This is a genomic window from Cryobacterium sp. TMT1-2-2, assembly GCF_004403505.1.
In the GTDB taxonomy this organism is placed as follows: Bacteria; Actinomycetota; Actinomycetes; order Actinomycetales; family Microbacteriaceae; genus Cryobacterium; species Cryobacterium flavum.
This window is the reverse complement of sequence record NZ_SOGS01000017.1, coordinates 66,106-86,457: the sequence shown is the minus strand read 5'-3', so window position 1 is coordinate 86,457 and position 20,352 is coordinate 66,106. Positions and strand designations below refer to the sequence as shown.

Below are 20,352 nucleotides of genomic sequence, written 5' to 3'. Positions count from 1 at the left end.
CCGGGTCACCGCAGAAACACCGGTTTTACCGGTGGGCGGCGAGCAACTCGCGGGTGAACGGATGCTGCGGCGCCGCAAAGAGATCGACCGCCGGCCCCTGCTCCACAACAACGCCCTCCTTCATCACGAGGATCTCGTGGCTCAGTGCCCGAACCACGGCGAGGTCGTGCGAGATGAACACCATGGCGAGTCCGGTGGATTCCTGGAGAGAGGCCAGCAGCGCGAGCACCTGGGATTGAACCTGCGCGTCGAGCGCCGAGACCGGCTCGTCGCACACCAGGATGCTCGGCCGCCGGGCGAGCGCCCTGGCGATCGCCACGCGCTGCCGCTGCCCGCCGGAGAGCTCGTGCGCGCGCCGGCCAAGCAGCCCGGTCGCCAGCGCCACCTGCGCGAGCAATTCCACCGCCCGAGCCGTGCGCCACCGGCGCGGAATCCCGTCGAGAGCGATAGCCTCCGACAGAATCTGCAGCACCGTCGCCCGCGGGTCGAAGGCGCTCAGCGAGTCCTGGTGAATGATCTGGAGACGTCCCCGCCGGGCCCGGCGCTGGGATTCCGGCAGGCCGCTCCAGGGCTCGCCGTGCAGCAGCACCGAACCGTGGTCGGGCGACTGCGTGCCCAGCAGCATCCGTGCCACGGTGCTCTTTCCCGAGCCTGACTCGCCCACGATACCCACGGTGTGGCCTGCTCGCAGTTCGAACGAGACCCCGTCGACGGCTGTCAGCGTTCCGTATGCCTTGGCGAGGTCGTGTGCAGCGAGCACCACGGGGCCCGGCTTCGGCGCCGTGGCCGTGCCCAGCGCGGCAGCGGCCAGCAACTGACGAGTATACGGATGCTGCGGCGCGGCAAACAGGGCGTCCGCGGCCTGCACTTCCACGAATCGGCCGTCCTTCATGACCGCCACCTGGTCGGCCAGCTGGCAGATGATCGACAGGTCATGGCTGATCAGCAACAGGGCGAGGCCAGATTCCTTCAGCTCACGCAGCAGTCGCACGACCTGCGCCTGCACCGTCGCGTCGAGAGCTGTCGTGGGTTCGTCGGCGATCAGCAGCGACGGCGATGCCGCCAGTGCCGCGGCGATAAGCGCGCGCTGGCGCAGCCCGCCGGAGAGCTCGTGCGGGTACTGCCGGGCACGCCGGGCCGGATCGGGCATGGCCACCTGCCGGAGCAGCTGCAGCACGCGGCGAGAACGGTCGACACGGCCGAGCTGCGGTTCGTGCACCTCGAGCGGTTCGGCCACCTCGGCGCCCACTCGGCGCAGCGGGTCGAGAGAGACCAGAGCGTCCTGGCTCACGAGCCCGACCCGCGCCCCACGGAGGCCCCGCCAGCCTTGCGGGGAGAGGGCTCGGGCGTCGACGCCGGCCACCGTCAGTTCGTCAGCGGTGACCCCGGTGCCGGCGAGCCCGATCAGGCTACGCGCGGTCAGGGTCTTACCGGCACCGGACTCCCCCACGATGCCGAGGCACTGCCCAGCCTCGATGCGAAACGACACCCCATCGACCACGGCGGCCCCGCCCGGCACGACGACGCGCAGGTTGCGCACACTCACGACGCTCATCGTTGCCGCCCCGCCGCGCTGGCCTGCAGGTGCCGTCCGAGAACGCTCGTCGAGACCACGGTCGCGGTGATCACGAGTCCAGGGAACACAGCGATCCACCAGGCTGTAGCGAGAAAGTTGCGTCCCTCGGAGAGAATGAGCCCCCACTCCGGTGTGGGCGGCTTCGGTCCGAGGCCGAGAAAACTGAGGCCGGCGGCGGCCGTGATGGCTGTGCCGATTCCCATTGTGGCCATAACGAGCAACGGCCCGAGCGTGTTCGGCACCACGTGCCGCAGCACGGTGACCGCCGGCGACACCCCGAGTGTGCGGGCGGCCTCCACGTAGCCGGCCCGCTTCACCACCAGGGTCTGTACCCGGGCGACGCGGGCATACGACGGAATCACCGCGATGGCGACCGCGATCAGCAGACTCGCCTCCCCCGGCCCGATGATCGCTATCACGATCAGCGCTAGCAGAAACTCCGGAAACGCCATCACGATCTCGATCGCCCGGCTCACTACACCGTCGCCGACCCGGCGCATCAGCCCGGCCAGAGAGCCGATCACCAGGCCCGCCAGGAGGGCAATCAGGGTAGCCCCGAAGCCGATCGCGAGCGAGTAGCGCGAGCCATAGATGACACGTGCGAACACGTCGCGGCCGGCCTGGTCGGTTCCAAACGGATGCCCAGGGCCGGGCGCCAGCAGCGCAGCGCCGATGTCCGTGCGCACGGGATCAGCCCCGGTGAACAACCGAGGAAACAATGCGGACAGCAAGAGGAGCAGTAGGAAGCCGGCGGCCACCCAGAGGGCCGGTGTGGGCATCCGGGTCACGCGTCGGGTGCGGGCGGTTCGGGAGCGCGCGGCGGCGAGAATGCTCACGCGTAGGCCTGCTCGGTCGCCAGGCGCGGGTCGAGACGGTCGGCCACGAAGTCGACCAGCAGGTTGACCAACGAGAACGACACTGCGGCGAGCACAATAATGCCCAGCACCACAGGCACATCCCGATTGACGATGGCGTTCAGGGCCACGCGTCCGAGTCCGGGACGGGCGAAGACGGTCTCTACCAGCACCGAACCGCCGAGCAAGGAACCGACGATGTAACCCGTGAGGGTGACGCTGTTCGCTGCGGCGTGGCGCAGGGTATGCCGCAGCACGAGGCGGGTCTGGCTCGCTCCACGGGCGCGCACGGTGTCGACGAAGGGCAGAGCGGCCGCGTCGTCGAGGCCCTGGCGCAACACCTGGCTGAGAATGCCGGCCACCGGAATGGCGAGGGTCACGGCGGGCAGCACGAGCGCGCCGAACCCGGCGGTGGCGACCACGGGGAACCAACCCAGTCCAAAGCCGAAAACACCAATCAGCACCAGGCCGATCCAAAACGTGGGCGAGGACACCGCCACGAGCTCGAGCAGGCCAGCCACCGGGCCGGTGCGCCTGCCGCGGCCGAGCAGCGCCGACGCGAACGCGAGCAGCACGGCGAACGAGATGGCGAGGCCCATCAGTTGCATCGTCGGCGCGAGTTGCTGGCCGATCACCGCGGCGACGGGTTGCTGCATGCGATACGACGTGCCGAGGTCACCCTGCAGCAGGCGGCCGAGGTAGTGGAAATACTGCAGGAGAAGCGGGTCGGCGAGGCCCCAGTCTGCTCGGATCTGGTCGCGCACTCGCTGCGACACGTTGCCGAGCCCCACGAGCACGTTCACCGGGTCGCCGGGGATCAACCGCAGCGAGAAGAAGCCCACGGTGGCGGCGCCCCACACCACGAGGATCATGCCGCCGATCCGGCCGGCCAGGCTGGCGCCCGGTCGGCCGGATCGACGCGCACGGCCCTCGCGGTGCGCGGTCACGGCGCGGTCGTGAGGGACGCCTCGTAGAAGAGCGGCTGCCCGTACAGATCGAAGCTCAGGTTCTCGATGGTCTTGCTGTAGGCGGTGATGGCGGTGGGTACCGTGATCGGCACCATGACCACATGGGTCGCGTTCCACTGCTGCAGCTGCTGGTAGAGCGCTTCGCGTTCGGTCGGATCGCTCGTGGCGATGGCGTCGTCGAGCAGCTGGTCGACGACCGGGTCGGCCGTAGACGAGCCGTTCTTATAGCCGCCGCTGTGCAGGTGGGCGCGCAGGACGTCGGCGTCGACGCTGGGGAAACTCCAGTCGGACAGGTCATAGTCGCGTGCTTCGAAGGCCTCGTAGTATTGGGCGATCTCACGGTTGTCGCGCACGATTTCGAACCCGATGTCGCGCAGGTCAGACTGCACCACGTCGCCGAGGCTTGCGTTGGCGTCGGAGACCGGGGTGTAGGCGAGCCACTGGGCGCTCAGTCGGGCTCCACCTTTGGTGCGGTAGCCCTCGGAGTCGCGCTCGGTCCAGCCGGACGCATCAAGCAGCGCATTGGCCTGGTCTGGGTCGAACGCCCAGCTGTCTTCGAGGCTCGGGTCGTAGGAGTTGGGCGTGGCCGGGGAGAGGATACTCCAGGCGCGCTCCGCTTGTCCCTGGTAGATGGTCTCGACGGCCGGACCGATGTCGACCCCGAGCGCGAAGGCACGGCGCACGTTCTCGTCGGCGAAGACGCCGTGCGCCCCGTTCAGGAACAGGGTGTACGGCAGGCCAGGCATCGTCACGTTCTGGATGGAGAAGTCGTCGCCGATCTGGCTGACTGTGTTCGGAGTGATGTCGCTGGCGATCTGCGCCTGGCCGCTCGTGAGGGCGCCCGTGCGCACCGAGGATTCGGGAAGGATGCGGAACTCGAGCGTGTCGATGGCGGGCGCGCCCTGATGAGAGCTGCCCTCCGGCGCCCAGTCGTAGTTTTCATTTGCGGTGAAGACGATGCTCTGGTCTGGCGTATATTCGCTCAGCACGTAAGGTCCGGTTCCCACCGAAATGCCCGGTCCACCGGCCGAAAGCTGCGCCGCGTTGTCCCGCAGAGTGGCCGGCGAGTAGAAGCCAAGCTTGGCGGTGCTCACCGCCTGCAGGAATGGCGCGTACGGCTGGCTGAAGTTCACCCGAACGGTGAATTCGTCGATGACCTCGGTGCCAGCGTAGAAGCCGCCGGTTTCGGCGTACCCGATCAGACTGGCAGCATCCGCTGACGCCGTCTCTGGAGCGACGACGTGCTCGAAATTAGCCTTGACGGCCTCGGCGTTGAAGGGTTCGCCGTCGTGGAACGTGACATCGCCCCGCAGATCGAACGTGTAGTGCAGGCCGTCGTCCGAGATCTGCCAGGACGTGGCGAGCCATGGCACGAACGAGCCGTCGGCTTTCTCATAGACGAGGGAGTCGAAGGAGTTGCGCATCACGAGGGCGGTGGCCTGGAACGCCGACGAGTGGATGTCCATCTTGCCGCCGCTGAGCGTGCCGCCGTTGATGGCGTAGGTCAGCGTATTCGCGTTGGCGGGGGCATTCGGGGAGGTGGCAGCGCATCCGGGAACCAGAGCGATGGCGGCAATGACGGCGGCGGCGGCGCGAAGTCGGGATGTTGAATGTGCGCGAGTGCGCATAGGTGGGGTCTCTTCTCAGGTACTGGTCGAACGGTGACGCATGTTGACTCCGCCTGGCGGTGGGCTATTAACATGACGTAAGCATGTCCTAATTTAACAGCGACAGCAAATGACCGTCACCAACTATCTACCGAATCTCGGTCAGGTAGGTGGTGTAACCGGCCCCGCGCAAGGCGGCACGGATCGGTTCGGCGCCAGCGGACCCAGCCACGGCGATCATCGCGCCGCCTCCGCCTCCGCCGGTCAGCTTGGCACCGAGAGCACCGGCCCGGCGGGCGATGGCGACCATCTGCTCGAGCTCGGGACTCGAGACTTGCAGGGCATTGAGCAGGCCCTGGTTGATGTTCATCAGCTCGCCCAGTTCGACAGTGTCGCCCCGGCGCAGGGCGTCGGCCCCATCCCCGACCAGGGAGTCGATCTGATCGAAGATCGCATCGTAACGCGCGGGGCGCTGCTGCCACGCCGCGCGCACGGCGGCCACGGTGTGCGAGGTCAGGGCGTGCATACCGGTGAGACCGATCACGATCGGGATCGGATTCGGTGTGACGATGTCGCGAATTTCGTGACCACTCGGAGCATCCGTTTTTTTAAAAAGAATCGGCCGGCCGAACGTGGCAACGGTGTTGTCGATGCCGGACGGTGTGCCGTGCACGATCTTTTCGCACTCAAATGCCAGACTCGACACTTGCTCGTCGCTGAGCCGAATGGAGAAGCACTCCGCGGTCGCCCGGACGAGAGCGACGGCGAACGCGGCCGACGCCCCTAGACCGCTCGCTCGCGGCAGCTCAGAAAACACGTCGACCCGCACGCCGGATTGCGGCAAACCCAGACGTGCGGCGATCAACGTGGCGACCCGGTGCGAGACGTCGGCGCTGATCGGTTCCTGCACCGAACCATCCGCGTCCCAGTCGGTGATGATCGGCGCCTGCCCAGGCGTACCGCGCCCGACCTCGGCGCGCACCGTGAGGCCGATGGGCGCGGCGATGGCCCGCCGACCGTACACCACGGAGTGTTCCCCGAGCAGGATGATCTTGCCGTAACCGACGTGCCCGCCCGCACCCTGCGGTGCACGCGTGGGGGGCATGGCTGTTACTACGGCGGCGGGGGCGCTGGCGGCCAGCGGCGGGGCTTCAAGGTCTGCCAGAATTTGCCGCGCCTTCCACACCTTGATCTCGCCGCCGACGACGAGCTGCTCCACAACCTCATCGAAGCGCGCCGGGCTGGTGCCGGCGGCCACCGCGACCGCCCGGGCGTGCAAGCGCATGTGCCCGTGTTGGATTCCCGTGGTGGAGAGCGCTTTGAGCGCGGCCAGGTTTTGGGCCAGCCCCGCCGCCGCCATGACCTCGGCCAGTTCGCGCGCCGACCCGATTCTCAGGATGCTGTGGGCGATTCGCACGGCCGGGTTTGATTCCACCTGCCCGCCGACCGTGCCCACCTTGAGCGGCATCGTCAGCTCGCCGACCAGGTCACCAGCCGAGTTCGCCCGCCAGGTCGACAACGGCGCGTAGTGCTCACCGCGAGCGGCATAGGCGTGGGCGGCCGCTTCGATGGCTCGCCAGTCGTTGCCGGTCGCGATCGCGACGGCGTCGATGCCGTTCATGATGCCCTTGTTGTGGGTGGTAGCCCGGTAGGGATCCAGCTCGGCGAATTCGGCAGCCAGAATGATGCCGTCACGAACGCGGTCACCGGAGTACTCCCCGGTGGCCAGCGCTGCCTGCGGGATAACCGCGCGGGCACGCACGAGGGCACGATCAGTCAGGTTCGAGAGAATGCGCAGGAACACCCGCCCCGTGCTGATTTGCTCGACCAGGGGCGCAATGCTCTCGCACATTGAGTTGACGAGATTCGCCCCCATCGCATCGCGGGTGTCGACCAGCAGGTGCACGACCAGCAGCTCACCGTTCTGCGCCGTCGCTCCCCGCAAATACACCTCGACACCGCGCGCGCCGCCGCCGCGGGCGACCATCTTCGCGTGGCCGCTGTTGGCGAGCCGCAGAATTTGTTCCGTCTGCGCGAGCAGAGCTAGACGCGCCAACGCCGGGTCGGCGACGTCAACGACCTGCACCTGGCCGATTAGCAGCGGCTCATCGGCCGTGCTGGTAAAACCGCCGTTTTGGCGCACCAGAAGTGCGGTGGAACTGACCGCCGCCACGATGGACGGTTCCTCCACCACCATGGGAATCAGGTAGTCGCGACCGTTGATCTGAAAATTGAGCCCGAGCCCCATTGGCAGGGAAAACACGCCGATCACGTTTTCGGTCAGTCGGTCAGCGGTTTCGGCGTCGAGCAGCCCGGTACCCGGCTGCAACATGGCATAGTCGGCATCGTTCAACGTGCCGCGTTTGTGCAACAAATCCAGTCGTTTCTGCACCGACAGCTGATAGAACTTCGCGATGCGGGAGCCGGTCATGACCGGGCCCCTGGCGCGCCGAATTTCAACGGCACAACGGATGCCCCGGCGTCGGCCAGCGCACTTTCGAGGCGTTCGGCGGGCGCGCCGCTCGCGCTGAAGGCGAGCCCGACGTCGCCGCCGCCGGCGCCGGAGGTCTTGAACACGCCGCCAGCACGCTCGGCCACCGCGCGTAGCTCAAGGTGGCGCTCGGTCACGATGCCGGCCTGGGCGTGGGCGTCGAGCAGGGCCAGCGCCGTGAAGTAGTCATCGACCAGGCGCAGAAAACCGTCGCGGTCGGCGAGCGCTGAGTGCGCCGAGTGGGCGAGGCGGATCAGGCGCGCCAGGTCCTGGTCGTGCTGCGCCGGATTCTGCACGGCAAAATCGTTGACCCGACCGACCAGATCGGTCGTCGCCGAGCCAGCACCGGTAACCACGGCCACAAGGCTGAGGTCGCTGGGCCACTGCATCTGCACGGGCGGAGTCTCGACGGTGTAGGAGAGCAGACCGCCGTACACGCTCGCGGCGACATCTCCGCCGCTGCCCGTGCCGTGTTGCGCGGCCCGATGGGCCGAATGAGCCAGAGTGAACAGCGCCTCCCGATCGAGGTGAAGCCCGGAGGCCTCTGCCAGGGCCGCAGTGAGCGCGCTGGCCACCGCGGCGCTTGATCCGAGCCCCAATTTATGGCCATCGCGCACGAATGACGAGCTGTCCATGCTGATCTCAAACGGGCCAGAGCCGGCTGTACCCGCCCGCACCGCCACACGCACCGCGTCGAACAGGCGCAGGGTCGAACGGGTATCCGCGTCGAGGGTGGCGGGAAGGCGACCTTCCTCATCGAGGTCGAGATGCTGGATGCCCACGCTGGGGGCGTGCAGCCGCCACGACCCGGCAGGTATGACGGTAACGGTCACCCGACGATCGACGGCTGCCAGCAGCGCCGGCGCCCCGTGCAAGACGGCATACTCCCCAAGCAGAAACAATTTTCCGGGTGCCGACGACGAAAAGGATGCCACGTCAGTCCAACCGGTAGGCGCTCGGGCCGAGAGCACTCGGGCGTACCTCGTGCACTCCGGCAACGTTCGACAGCGCCTCCTGAACCAGGGGCACATCCCCGGGTAGGCAGAGCACCTTCAGCTGCGGCCCGGCGTCGATGGTGAAGTAGGCCGGCACGCCGGACGCGCGCAGATCCCGAACGGCGTGCATCGCCGCGACCGTCGCGGCGTTCCAATAGATCAGCGCCGGCCGGGTGGTCAGCATCAGGGCGTGCAGCTTGAGGCAGTTGTACTCGGAGAGTTCGCCCAGCCGCACGAAGTCGCGGGCGGCGATCGCGGCCCGCATATCAGCGAGATCACCGGGGGCCGTCGCCAGCCAGGCCGGATAGAACGGTGAACTGGCAGCGCTAGCCCCCATTCCGACGGTGGAGGTGATCGTTTTCGCACCCAGCTCGGTAATGACGACAACCACGGCGAGCGGCCAGTCCGCGCCGGTCAGCAGCTGCACGGCGTAGGAATCCGAGCCGTCAGCGGCGCTGCCGGCATGCATCTGGGCGTAGCCCCCGAAGATGGAACGGGCGGCCGAACCGGAGCCGTGCCTGGCCAGAATCGACAGTTGCCGGTCGGTGAGCGTGAGCCCGGCAGCGCCACTGGCAGCGACGGCGAGAGCGGCGAAACCGGATGCCGACGAGGCCAGCCCGGCTCCGGTCGGAAAATTGTTCGCGGACTCCACGACGGCGAACAGGTGCGTTCCTCGGGCCTGACGCACGAGATCGAGAACGCGGGCGACCTTGGTGGCCTCCTGCCGGCATCCGCTCAGCCAGAATTCATCGGCAGCGAGACCCGAACGAAAGGTCACCCGGGTATCAGTGAAGAGGGCATCGAGTGTGACGGAGATGGATCCGACCGCGGGGGTATTGAGAACGACATCGTTCTTGCCCCAATATTTGACCAGCGCGATATTGCTATGTGCGCGGGCGCGCGCCGTAGCGCCGGCCTCGAGGGTCTGTGACACAGGGCTGCTCCGATCGGTTCTGCCTCTATTTTAGCCGGGAGCCCCGACGGCATCCGGCCGAACCAGCCCGCGCCGGACTACTCGCAGCTTCGCCGACTAAAATGACGGTGTGTTCACGACCCGGTGCGGTCAAGCAAGCACCTGAAAAGTTAAGTAGACTCCGTTGGCTCTTGGAATAAGTGGTTTTTCCCTCTATCTCCCGCCGTATCGCGTGCAGCTCGAAGCGTGGTGTGCCTGGAATGACCAGCCGTGGGAGAAATTCCGCTCGGTGGTCGGCCGAAGTTTTCGCATGCGCGCCCCCGCGCAGAGCGTGTACACCTTTGCCGCCAATGCGGTGTGGCGCCTGATTCGGGACTACGACATCGACCCGTCCCAGGTTGGGCTGCTCGCGCTCGGCACCGAGTCGAGCACCGACAATTCTGCCGGCGCGGTCATCGTCAAGGGCATGGTCAATGAGGCCCTGGCCGCGGCCGGCCTGCCTCAGTTGGCTCGGGACTGCGAAGTGCCCGAATTCAAACAGGCCTGCCTGGGCGGCGTCTACGGCGTGAAAGCTGCGCTGCGCTATCTGGCAACGGATGGCCGCGGTCGCCAGGCCATCGTGGTGTGCGCCGATATTGCGGAGTACGCGCGCGGCGGCAGCGGAGAGCCCACGCAGGGTGCCGGCGCGGTCGCGATGCTGCTGGAGAGCGACGCGCGCCTGCTCGAAGTGGACCTCGCCGCAGCCGGCAGCGACTCCGACTACCGCGTGGCCGATTTTCGCAAGCCGTTTGCCCGTTTTCGCAATCAGCCGGCGCGCGATGACGGACAGGTGCAGGATCTGCCCATGTTCAACGGGCACTATTCCACCAGCTGCTACATCGATGCCACCCACCACGCCATGACGGCCATGCTGGAGAAACGCCCCGGCCGAAGCCTCGACTATTTTCACGACATCGACGCGGTTTTCATGCACCGCCCATACCACCAGATGCCGACGACCGGGTGGGTCATGGCCTTCCTGTTCGCTCTGGCTCATGATGACGAGGGTCATGACCAATTGCGCGCACTCGCTGCCGACGCCGGTGTCGATGCCGATCTGCTCCTCGAGGAGCTGCTCGCGCCATCACCGTTTCACGGTAACGGCGCCGATCTCGCCGAAAACACCGGCGACGTTTTTCCCCTGGCCCGCAAGGTGCGCAACCAGCTGCGCAAAACCCCGCTCTGGGACACGCTCGTCGAGGACAAGCTCAGGCTGGGCTCCGAAGCCATGCGCGACCTCGGCAATCTTTACACCGCTGCCCTTCCGGCCTGGCTCGCCGCTGGCCTGCAGGAGGCCCTGACCGATCGCATCGAGCTGACCGATCAGAACTGGTTGGCCCTCGGCTACGGCAGTGGCGACGCTGCGGAGGCGCTGCCACTGCGCGTTGTCGCCGGCTGGCAAGAAGCGGCCAGGCGAATCAATTTTGAGTCAGCCTTGGTTGGCGCGATCGATCTGAACGAAGCGCAATACATCGATGTGCACGAGGGACGCCGCATCGAAAATATCGCCCCGCCCGCCCGCGATGAGTTCGTGATCGATCACGTCGGCACGTCGAATGGACCGGACTTCTTCGATGAGGGCGTCGAGTACTACCGCTACGTCGTCGGCAGCGCCGAATAAACCAAACGGGGCAGACCTGCGCCGACCGCGTTCTGCCTCTCGCTGCTACTCGGTCGTGCCGATCGCGGGCTCGCCCTGCGCGTGTCGGGCACGCAGCCACGGAATGAGGCCGCCGACCAGGAGCATCTCAATCTGGCGGGTCGAAAGCTCGTGCCGCACGGAATAAGTCTCATCGCGGGTGGTGTTGCGAACGATAATCTCGGTGCCGTTGGTGAGCGCCTCGCGAATACCGTCGAGCACCAGCACGTCGCCCTGGCCAATGCGGTCGTGATCGGCGGCATCCGTGAATTGCAGCGCGAGCGCGCCGAAGTTCGCCAGATTCTGCCAGTGGATGCGCGCAAACGAAACCGCCAGCACAACCCGCAGCCCGAGGAATCGCGGGGTGATCGCTGCGTGCTCGCGAGAAGACCCTTGCCCGTAGTTCGCCCCAGCGACGATCATGTGACCGGTCGTGTCTCGGGTGAGTGCGGCGCGGGTTGGGTAGGTAGGGTCGACCTGATCAAAGGTGAATTCGGCGAGCTTGGGAACGTTGCTGCGAAACGGCAAGACGCGCGCACCGGCCGGAAGAATCTCATCCGTTGAAATATCATCGCCGACGATCAGGGCAACGGGAGCCTCGATGCGTTCGGCGAGCGGACCGAAGACGGGCAGCGACGAAATGTTTTCGCCCTTGACGAGCACGACGGTGAGCGATTCCGCAGCGGGCAGCGGCGCCTCGAGCATAGTCAGGTTGACGCTGGAGAACTCCGGCAGGGTGATCGACGGATAGTCCATGTTAAACAGGTCAGCGAGATCTCTCGGGTCGGTGATTTTTCCGGTCAGCGCGGCTGCAGCCCCGGTCTCTGGGGAGCAGAGGTAAACCGAGTCTTCTTGCGTGCCCGAACGGCCTGGAAAGTTGCGCGGCATGGTGCGCAGGCTGATGCTGCCGTTGGCGGGGGCCTGTCCCATTCCGATGCACCCCATGCAGCCAGACTGGTGCAACCGCGCACCGGCCCCGATGAGATCGAGGGTGGCGCCCATCTTGGTCAAGTCCTGCAAAATCTGGCGGGAGCTTGGGTTGACGTCGAGGGACAGCCCGGGGAACGACTGCCGCCCCTTGGTGATCGCCGCGACGATCGCGAAGTCTCGCAGACCTGGGTTAGCGGATGACCCGATCACCACTTGCTCGACCGGTCGGCCAGCGACTTCGCTGACCGGAACGACGTTGCCCGGCGAACTGGGCAGGGCGATCAGGGGAACGATCGAGGCCAGGTCTATCTCCTCGGTCACGTCATAGGTCGCATCAGCATCGGCGAGTAATTCCACGAAGTCGTCCTCGCGCGCCTCGGCGCGTAAGAATGTGCGCACCTGGTCATCGGCCGGGAACACTGTCGAGGTCGCGCCGAGTTCGGCACCCATGTTCGCGATCACGTGCCGATCCATGGCGGTCAGGGTGGCCAGCCCCGGTCCGTAATACTCGACGATGCGGTTGACGCCGCCCTTCACACCGTGGCGACGGAGCATTTCGAGAATGACGTCCTTGGCGCTCGTCCACGGCGGCAGCTGCCCGGTCAGGCGCACGCCCCAAATTTGGGGCATGCGAATGTAGAGCGGTTCGCCGGCGATGGCGAGCGCTACTTCGGTGCCGCCGACGCCGATGGCGAGCATGCCGAGCGAGCCGGCCGCCGGGGTGTGGCTGTCCGAGCCGACCATGGTCTTGCCGGGGATACCGAAGCGCTGCATGTGCGTCGGGTGCGATACCCCGTTACCGGCTTTGGAGAACCAGATGCCGAAGCGTTGGCAGGCGGATCGCAGAAAGTCGTGGTCTTCGGCATTTTTGCTGTCGGCCTGCAGCAGGTTGTGGTCCACGTATTGCACCGACACTTCCGTGCGTGCATAGTCGAGACCGAGTGCCTCCAGTTCGAGCATGACCAGGGTACCGGTCGCATCCTGGGTCAGGGTCTGGTCGATTCGCAGGCCGATTTCGGTGCCGGGAACCATGTCCCCCACTACCAAGTGCGAGGCGATCAGTTTCTGAGCGACGTTGTAGGCCATATTGACTCCCTTGCTCGTGTGCGGGTCCGGTGTCGACAATCACGCATCGACGTTGTGCGCAGAGTCTCAATCTACGCGAATGCGGGATTAACGACCAGCGTTTGAGGGCGTGTGAGCAAGAGACCAGTAAGGGCCGGCTGGCAAGGGACCAAGTCAGGCTCCCATACGATAGACCACGTGAGTAGTTACGCCCAGGTGCGCCCAGAACAGCGCACGCCGATCGCACGGTATCGGCATTCGCTGTGGTTGCTGACCGAGCGCGACCTGCGCGTGCGCTACTCCACCTCGGTGCTCGGCTACTTCTGGTCCATTCTCGATCCGCTCGTGATGGCCGGCATCTACTGGTTCGTCTTCACTCAGGTGTTTGACAAAAACGTCGGCACCGACCCGTACATCGTGTTCCTGCTGGCCGCCCTGCTGCCCTGGATGTGGTTCAACGGCGCCGTCTCGGACTGCACCCGCGCTTTTCTGCGCGAGGCAAAGCTCATCCGTTCCACCCGCATCCCCCGCACCATCTGGGTGAACCGCCTCGTACTCTCCAAAGGCATCGAGTTTCTCGCCTCGATTCCGGTGCTTGCCCTGTTTGCCATTCTGTACGGCGCCGAGCTGAACGCCGACGCGCTGTTCTTTCCCCTCGCCATTCTGATTCAGGCCGCCCTGACCGCGGGTGTCGGCCTGCTGGTCGCCCCGCTCGTGGTGTTCTTTCGCGACCTGGAGCGGGCCGTCAAACTCATTTTGCGTTTTCTGTTCTACGCCTCCCCCATCATCTACAGCACCACGGACCTGCCGCCCGAACTGCACTTCTGGGCCGCCTTCAACCCGTTGAACGGCATCTTCAGCCTCTACCGGGCAGCGTTCTTTCCCGAGCAACTCGACTGGTTCGCGGTCGCGATCAGCGCAGGTCTGTCCCTCCTCTTTCTCGGGCTCGGACTCCTGGTCTTTCGCCGCACCGAACGCGCCGTTTTGAAGGAGATCTAGTGGCCCAGGGGAAAGCGCCCATTCCAGGAATGCCGGTGATCTCGCTACAGGATGTCGGCATCCGCTTTCGCAGGAATCGGCGCGGACGTCGCAATTTCAAGGATCTCTTCGGCGCCAGCAAACGCCGCAGCCGGCCGGGCGAATTCTGGGCCCTGCAGCACGTCACCTTCAGCGTGCAACCGGGCGAAGCCATCGGTGTCGTCGGGCGTAACGGGCAGGGCAAGTCCACCCTGCTCAAACTCGTCACCGGCGTTGTGCTGCCCGATACGGGTACGGTGCACGTGATCGCGGGCGTCGCGCCGCTGATCGAAATCACCGGCGGGTTTGTCGATGACCTCAGCGTGCGCGACAACGTGTATCTGACCGCTGGCCTGCACGGCATGACCCGCAAGCAGATCGCCGCACGCTTTGACGAGATCATCGAATTCGCCGAGATCGCCGATTTCATCGACACCCCGTACAAGCATTTGTCGAGCGGAATGAAGGTGCGCATCGCCTTCGCGGTGATCTCCCGACTCGAAGAACCCATTCTGCTGGTCGACGAGGTGTTGGCCGTGGGCGACAAGGCTTTTCGGGAGAAATGCTATCGCCGCATCGAAGAACTTCTCGCGGGTGGTCGCACCCTGTTCATCGTCTCGCACAATGAACGCGATCTGCGGCGCTTTTGTACCCGCGGTCTCTACCTCGACAAGGGGGACCTGGTGCTCGACGGGCCGATCACCGACGTGCTCGCACGCTACAACACCGACTACGGCGTCAAGTCGGCGGCCTGACCCTAGCCCAGTCGCCGAGTCGCGAGAGCTTCCTGGGAACGACGAAAATCGATCGCGATGTAGGCGTCGCGAGTCGGCGGTAGCTGCTCAACTGCGAGACCGGTCACGAGCTCACTCAAGTCGAGTTGCAGCACGGCCGCCAGCCGAATAAGAGTGTACATCGTCGGGTTGCCGTGACCCCGATCGATGCGGGCGTAATTCGAAACGTTGAGTCCGGCGAGCAGAGCGACGGACTCCTGATTGAACCCGAGCGCCAGGCGGCGCTCCCGCAGGCGGAGGCCGAGCAGTCGGGAGGCTTCTGATTTGGGCTCAAGCATTCCTCAGTTGTAGTGGCACAGAGGACTCTTGACTAGCGGGTGGACATTTGGCGAAACATAGTATTTGTAGTTCGGCGCCCGCCCGCGCGTCCAACGCGCGCCCCTCTGCACCACGTACACTCGACGAGACGCAACCGAGGAGAGCGAGCAATGGCCAGGAAGAGCACACCGATGCTGTCGTCGACCGGCGGTACTCCACAGGGCGGCGCTCTGCCGAGCGGGTTCGTCAAGGGCTTCGATCGGGTTCTGGCCGTTCACCGACCGGTTGTGCTCGCCCATATTCGCAGCATCCGACGGCGCAATCCCTACGCCTCCCCCGAGCAGATCGTGCGCATTCTGGAAAAACGCTATCTGGCAGCCGTCACGGCCGGCGGCGCGGCTGTGGGCGCCACCGCGGTCATCCCCGGCGTCGGCACCGGCATCACGCTTGCCCTGTCTGGAGTGGAGACCGCCGGCTTTCTCGAGGCGACCGCGCTGTTCACCCAGTCGGTGAGCGAGGTACACGGCATCGCGGTCGAAGACCCGGAGCGGGCCCGCGCCCTCGTCATGACCATGATGCTCGGCCGTGAGGGCAGCGATCTGGTGCGGCAGCTCGCCGGGCAGGTGACCGGCTCGGGAACCGCACGAAACACCTACTGGGGTGAGCTCATCACCAACAGCCTGCCCCGCGCAATACTCGGCCCGCTGACCGACCGGCTCAAGAGTGCTTTTCTGCGCCAGTTCGCCACCCGCGGCAGCGCCAGCCTGCTCGGCAAGGCCCTGCCGTTTGGCATCGGAGCCGTGATCGGCGGTGCCGGAAACCATATTCTGGGCAACAAGGTCATGCACGCCTCACGCCTCGCCTTCGGCCCGGCACCGGCCGGTTTTCAGCCGGATCTGGAGCCCCGGGTGCGCGAGATCACGGTACGCGAAACGCGACGGGGCAGGTCGGTGGCCGCCGTGCCGACCGCGCCGCCGGCATCCGCTTCGTGGCCGACGGATCCCTCAGCCACGTAGCGTCGCGCGCCCGCCTGCTGCACGCGCTGTGAGCGGATGCTCGCGCTGCCACGCGCGCGTGCAGCAGAGGACCGCGCGTGCAGCACCTGGCCGCGTCGCTTCACTACTCGGCGTCGGGAATCGACGCCGGATCGGGCACAATCGCGATATCAGCGTCGTGCACCGCCGCGAACCGATCCCACTCCACCATCAGGTGCGCAACGGCCGCGTGCAGTCGCTCCGTCGCGACGCCCGGCGTGGTGTCGCCGAAGTAGCGCTGCACCCACCCCTGCAGGCGTTCCACCACAGCCTCATCGTGCGTGAGCCGTTCGACGGCAGCCGCGATGCCGGCGGCGTTCTCGACGTGCAACCACTCGCAGTCCGAGAGATACCCGCTGGTGTCGATCACGGCCGTCGGGTTCACCGGTCGGGTGATGATGAGCGGCTTACCGGTGGCGAGTCGGTCGTAGACCATGGCGGAGATGTCGACGATGGCGATATCCGCTGCGGCCAGCTGCCAGCCGAGGTCAGGGCCCGCGTCGTAGACGTGCTGCGCGTGCGGGTCGCGGGCGTTGGCCGAAGCGATGGCGGCGATGATGCTCTTGTTGGCGGCACCGTAGGTGTGGTCGACGACGCCGCTGCGCGGGTGCGGCCGGTAGATGACCCGGTGGGTGCCGGTAGCCAACAGGGCGGTGACCAGGGCGACCCCGTGGGTCGCGACTGACCCGTAGGCGGCAGCGCCCCGGTCGCCCTCCCAGGTGGGGGCGTACAGCACGACCTGGCGTTCATCTGGCGTGTACGGCAGTTCACCACTGAAGTAGTCGGCCTGGGGTCGCCCGATCTTGATGGCGCGCTTGTCGAAGTCGTAGTCCCAGAGCACGCGGTCCAGCCGGGCGAGAGCGGCGTCCCCGGCGACGAAGGAATAGTCGTAAGCCTTGAACTGATTCGTGATCATGTACATCTTGTCGCTCTCACCGTGGTTGATGAAAACGTGCCAGCAGCGCCCGTAGCGCATCATCTGGAAGTTGCGCGGGTTCTGGTTGACGTAGAACACGATGCGAATGTCTTGCTCGGCCACAATCTGCTCGAGCTGTGGAACCGTGCGCACATAGGCAACGGGAACCGGTGACTCATCCATGAGCTTGAGGGTGCCGCCACCGGTACGGCTGAGCAGGAGCACCGGCCAGGTCTTGGCGAGTGTGGCGAGCGGCTGGTACCACTGCCGCATCTGGTACATGTTGACCGGCCCGTCGGCAAAGTAAACGGCGATCTTGAAGTGATTATCTTCGCGCAGCTCGCGCGCCTTCAGCGGACCCCGGAGTCTGTGTTGGGCCTTGCGGGAGGCCACAACATCCTTGACCAGTTTGACTGCACGCCTGACGTCTTTCCGAATTACCACCGAACAAGACTACCTTCCGTTAAATGATCGGCGGGCGTCCGGCGCGGGTCATCCGCCAGACCGTGCGGGCTCGGAGCGGATGCCGCGGCCCCGGATCGCTCTGCCACCCTTCGCGCCAGCCGCCGAACCAGGCGCGCAGCGCCGGCCGGTTGCGGGGCGCCCAGCGCAGCACCTGAATGGCCGTCCACGAGCCCACGTACAGAGGTACCAACAGGGCGGGCAGATTGCGGCGGGCCAGCCAGACCCGGTTGCGGGCGTTCAGCCGGTAGTAGTCGGCGTGCCTGGTGGGCAGGATCACCGGGTGGTTGGCCACCAGGTCTCCCGCGTACCAGGCGACCCGGCCCTGGTCCCAGACCCGCCAGGCCAGCTCAATTCCTTCATGGGCGTAGAAAAACGGTTCGGCCCAGCCGCCGGTCGCGTCGAAAACCGCGCGCGGCAGCAGCACAGCCCCCTCCCAGACCGAGAACACCGGTCCGGGCGTGGTCGCTTCACCCTTACGGATGCGGGGAATCCACCGCCGCGGCGATTCGATTCCGGCCGAGTCTTCGACGCGGGGCTGCAGCAGCCCGATCGTCGGGTCGGAGCGCAGCTTGCCGATCGCCTCGATCAGAAAATTCGGGTCGGGAATGCTGGCATCGTCGTCGAGAAAAAACAGGTACTCGCCGGTGACGCGCGACACCCCCCGATTGCGGCCGGCCGGAATGCCGAGGTTGCTGGGGAGCCCGAGCGTCTGCACGCCGGCCGGCAGGTCGACCGGCTGCCAGCCGTTGCCGACACAGACCACGTCGAGCGTCACGCCCTGCTGCGCCAGCACCGAGCGGATGCCCCGGTCGAGGTCGACCGGACGGGTGCCCTGCGTGAGCACGACAACACCGACCGTCGGGACGGCCTCGTTAGGAACGGACACGTTTGGACGCCATGATGGCCACGAAATGCCCGATGAGTGAGAGGAAAGCGAGGGGAACCAGAACGACCAGCACGGCCCGGTCGACGAGCGGCTGCCCGACGAACAACCCAATCACGGCCGCGGCGAAGATCACCATGGTCAGTTCGACCGAGTGGTACAGCCGGTGGAACGGTACGAAGCGGGCCAGCCGGCGCACCCGGGCGATCAGGCTCGAGGTGGGCGTCTTCTCACCGTGGGTATCGGCGAGCTTGGTCAGGCCGGCATTGGAGCGGGCGACGTGCACCATGTCGTTGAGCGCCTTGTTCAGCACGATGATCAGGGCGAGCAGCAGCGCCAGGCTGGTCCAGAGAAAGTCGTCGGGCGATTCGAACGGGTAGGCGGCCGCCCGAATGCCAAGCGCGATGGGAATGAGCGACTCGGTGGAGTAGTGCCCAACCTTGTCCAGGAACACCCCGGCCGGCGAGGAAGTACCGCGCCACCTCGCCACCTCGCCGTCGCAGCAGTCGATGAGCATCTGCACCTGGCTGAGTGCGAGAGCGAGTAGCGCCCCCCAGATTCCGGGGATCAGCAGGGCCGCAGCGGTCGACCAGCCGGCCAGGATCATCAGCGCGGTCACACCGTTAGCGGAGATACGCGTCTTCAGCAGCATCCAGGTGAGGTACGGCGACAGGTCGCGCAGGTATAGGCTCGCCGTCCAGTGCTCAGCGTTGGCGCGCAGGCGCACCTCCGGCGGCTGGGCGACAGCGCGCAGATGCGCGATCGACTCCGGCCTGGCAGCGGGGTCGCGGGCGATATTGGGCGAACTGGTCATCTGCTCACCTTCCCGTGTGTGCCGTGATATTGCTGGTGAGTTTCAGGTAACCGAGCACGAACCCGATCCCCCAGCAGAAGTGAATGCAGGGTAAGACTACGAGAAAATTGAGGGACGCACGAAATCCGTCCGGCCGGGCAACTGCGAGCGTCGCAGCGACCACGATGAGCAGATACCCGGCGGGAACGATCAGGCCCAGCAGCAGCCACGGCGCCGCACCGAGGGCGGCCTGCACCACGCCGACGATGCCCAGGAGTAGTCCGAGTGCCACTCCCAACACCATCGCCGGCGGCACGAAATAGCGGATGCCGTTGGCCGCCGGATACCGCCTGGCCAGCTCACCGCGCCAGAGCCCGGTCGAGAGCATCTGCCGGGCCAGCTGGGCCAGGGTCGGCCGCGGGCGATAGAGCACACGCAGTTTCGGGGTGAACCAGACCGTGCCGCCTGCTTCGCGGAGGCGACGGTTCAGGTCCCAGTCCTGGCCCCGTTTGACGCCCTCGTCGAACAGGCCGACGTTCAGGATGCTCTCGGTGCGAAAGCAGCCGAGGTACACCGTTTCGGCGGCGCCTTCCGCCCCGCCAACGTGATGGGGCGTGCCACCGAGCCCGATCCTGGTGCCGTAAGCGCGGGCCACTGCGCGCTCGAATGCGCTGATGCCGCGGGCATCCATGATGCCGCCGACATTGTCTGCTCCGGTACGTTCGAGGGTCTCGACGGCGATGCGGGCGTACTCAGGAGGCAGCACGGAGTGCGCGTCGACGCGGATGACCACTGCGTACTGGGAGGCACGGATGGCGATGTTCAGGCCGGCCGGAGTTGATCCGACCTCGTTGGCTACGACCCGAATGCGCGCGTCAACGGCGGCCATTTCCTCGACCAGTTCGGTCGTGCCGTCAATGCTCGGTCCGAGCGCCAGAGTGACTTCGAACGTTCCCTGGTAGTCCTGGGCGAGCAGACTTTCGACGGCGGCTCGCACGTGCGTCGCCTCGTTGAGAACGGGCATCACATACGACACCCCGGGAAGAAGACCCTTACCACGTTGGTGCACCTGGCTGGCCAGCTTTCCGGTTATTGGGTAGGACGATCGAGCCTAC

The 20,352-nt window shown here is 66.1% G+C and carries 17 protein-coding genes; 4 read left to right on the top strand and 13 right to left on the bottom strand.

All coding sequences use genetic code 11. The features are described 5' to 3' along the window. Positions 1–25 precede the first annotated feature (25 nt). The 7 genes from E3T35_RS12310 to mvaD form a co-directional block, all read right to left on the bottom strand. Positions 26–1,555, bottom strand: coding sequence for an ABC transporter ATP-binding protein (locus E3T35_RS12310; protein WP_134346469.1), 1,530 nt, complete (start codon positions 1,553–1,555; stop codon positions 26–28). Further along, on the bottom strand, positions 1,552–2,412 hold the full coding sequence (locus E3T35_RS12305; protein ID WP_241988837.1) for an ABC transporter permease: 861 nt from the start codon (positions 2,410–2,412) through the stop codon (positions 1,552–1,554). The genes E3T35_RS12310 and E3T35_RS12305 overlap by 4 nt, the downstream gene beginning before the upstream one ends. Continuing rightward, positions 2,409–3,377 (bottom strand): ABC transporter permease, encoded by a 969-nt coding sequence (locus tag E3T35_RS12300; RefSeq protein ID WP_241988836.1) that lies wholly within the window; start codon positions 3,375–3,377, stop codon positions 2,409–2,411. The genes E3T35_RS12305 and E3T35_RS12300 overlap by 4 nt, the downstream gene beginning before the upstream one ends. Beyond that, complete coding sequence (locus E3T35_RS12295) at positions 3,374–5,026, bottom strand: ABC transporter substrate-binding protein (protein WP_134379331.1); 1,653 nt, start codon at positions 5,024–5,026, stop codon at positions 3,374–3,376. Before E3T35_RS12295 ends, E3T35_RS12300 begins: the two co-directional genes overlap by 4 nt. A 127-nt stretch (positions 5,027–5,153) precedes the next feature. Further along, positions 5,154–7,436 (bottom strand): hydroxymethylglutaryl-CoA reductase, degradative, encoded by a 2,283-nt coding sequence (locus E3T35_RS12290; RefSeq protein WP_134346467.1) that lies wholly within the window; start codon positions 7,434–7,436, stop codon positions 5,154–5,156. Next, positions 7,433–8,431, bottom strand: coding sequence for a mevalonate kinase (locus E3T35_RS12285; protein WP_166789935.1), 999 nt, complete (start codon positions 8,429–8,431; stop codon positions 7,433–7,435). Before E3T35_RS12285 ends, E3T35_RS12290 begins: the two co-directional genes overlap by 4 nt. A 1-nt stretch (position 8,432) precedes the next feature. After that, entirely contained in the window at positions 8,433–9,425 is a 993-nt protein-coding gene (gene mvaD, locus E3T35_RS12280) for a diphosphomevalonate decarboxylase (RefSeq protein WP_092341493.1), read from the bottom strand. A 163-nt stretch (positions 9,426–9,588) separates the two neighbouring features. On the opposite strand from mvaD, the gene E3T35_RS12275 reads away from it, so the two are divergent. Beyond that, entirely contained in the window at positions 9,589–11,064 is a 1,476-nt protein-coding gene (locus tag E3T35_RS12275; protein WP_134379329.1) for a hydroxymethylglutaryl-CoA synthase family protein, read from the top strand. A 45-nt stretch (positions 11,065–11,109) separates the two neighbouring features. Here the strand turns inward: E3T35_RS12275 and E3T35_RS12270 are convergent, their stop codons facing one another. Then, positions 11,110–13,098, bottom strand: coding sequence for an aconitate hydratase (locus tag E3T35_RS12270; RefSeq protein ID WP_134346464.1), 1,989 nt, complete (start codon positions 13,096–13,098; stop codon positions 11,110–11,112). A gap of 177 nt (positions 13,099–13,275) precedes the next feature. Here E3T35_RS12270 and E3T35_RS12265 point away from each other — a divergent pair, with 177 nt between their 5' ends. Together E3T35_RS12265 and E3T35_RS12260 are read left to right on the top strand one after the other, a co-directional pair. Further along, positions 13,276–14,076 carry an ABC transporter permease gene (locus tag E3T35_RS12265; protein ID WP_233197408.1) on the top strand — a complete coding sequence of 267 codons (801 nt, stop codon included), beginning with the start codon at positions 13,276–13,278 and terminating at the stop codon, positions 14,074–14,076. Positions 14,077–14,105: 29 nt separating this feature from the next. Then, positions 14,106–14,849: an ABC transporter ATP-binding protein gene (locus E3T35_RS12260; RefSeq protein ID WP_174777097.1), complete on the top strand. Its 744-nt coding sequence runs from the start codon at positions 14,106–14,108 to the stop codon at positions 14,847–14,849. A gap of 2 nt (positions 14,850–14,851) precedes the next feature. Here the strand turns inward: E3T35_RS12260 and E3T35_RS12255 are convergent, their stop codons facing one another. Continuing rightward, on the bottom strand, positions 14,852–15,166 hold the full coding sequence (locus E3T35_RS12255) for a helix-turn-helix domain-containing protein (RefSeq protein ID WP_134346463.1): 315 nt from the start codon (positions 15,164–15,166) through the stop codon (positions 14,852–14,854). 150 nt (positions 15,167–15,316) lie between these two features. Between E3T35_RS12255 and E3T35_RS12250 the strand changes: the two genes are divergently transcribed. After that, the gene (locus E3T35_RS12250; RefSeq protein WP_370449184.1) at positions 15,317–16,162 is read left to right on the top strand and encodes a hypothetical protein; all 846 of its coding nucleotides are present in this window, start codon (positions 15,317–15,319) and stop codon (positions 16,160–16,162) included. 103 nt (positions 16,163–16,265) lie between these two features. Here E3T35_RS12250 and E3T35_RS12245 read toward each other — a convergent pair whose 3' ends face one another. The 4 genes from E3T35_RS12245 to E3T35_RS12230 are packed head-to-tail and all read right to left on the bottom strand — an operon-like array spanning position 16,266 to position 20,318. Beyond that, positions 16,266–17,540 (bottom strand): CDP-glycerol glycerophosphotransferase family protein, encoded by a 1,275-nt coding sequence (locus tag E3T35_RS12245; RefSeq protein WP_134379328.1) that lies wholly within the window; start codon positions 17,538–17,540, stop codon positions 16,266–16,268. Between the two features lie 19 nt (positions 17,541–17,559). Then, complete coding sequence (locus E3T35_RS12240) at positions 17,560–18,447, bottom strand: glycosyltransferase family 2 protein (protein ID WP_134346461.1); 888 nt, start codon at positions 18,445–18,447, stop codon at positions 17,560–17,562. Beyond that, positions 18,434–19,258 (bottom strand): CDP-alcohol phosphatidyltransferase family protein, encoded by an 825-nt coding sequence (locus E3T35_RS12235; protein WP_134346460.1) that lies wholly within the window; start codon positions 19,256–19,258, stop codon positions 18,434–18,436. Before E3T35_RS12235 ends, E3T35_RS12240 begins: the two co-directional genes overlap by 14 nt. A gap of 4 nt (positions 19,259–19,262) precedes the next feature. Continuing rightward, on the bottom strand, positions 19,263–20,318 hold the full coding sequence (locus tag E3T35_RS12230; RefSeq protein ID WP_370449189.1) for a glycosyltransferase family 2 protein: 1,056 nt from the start codon (positions 20,316–20,318) through the stop codon (positions 19,263–19,265). Between the last annotated feature and the right edge of the window lie 34 nt (positions 20,319–20,352).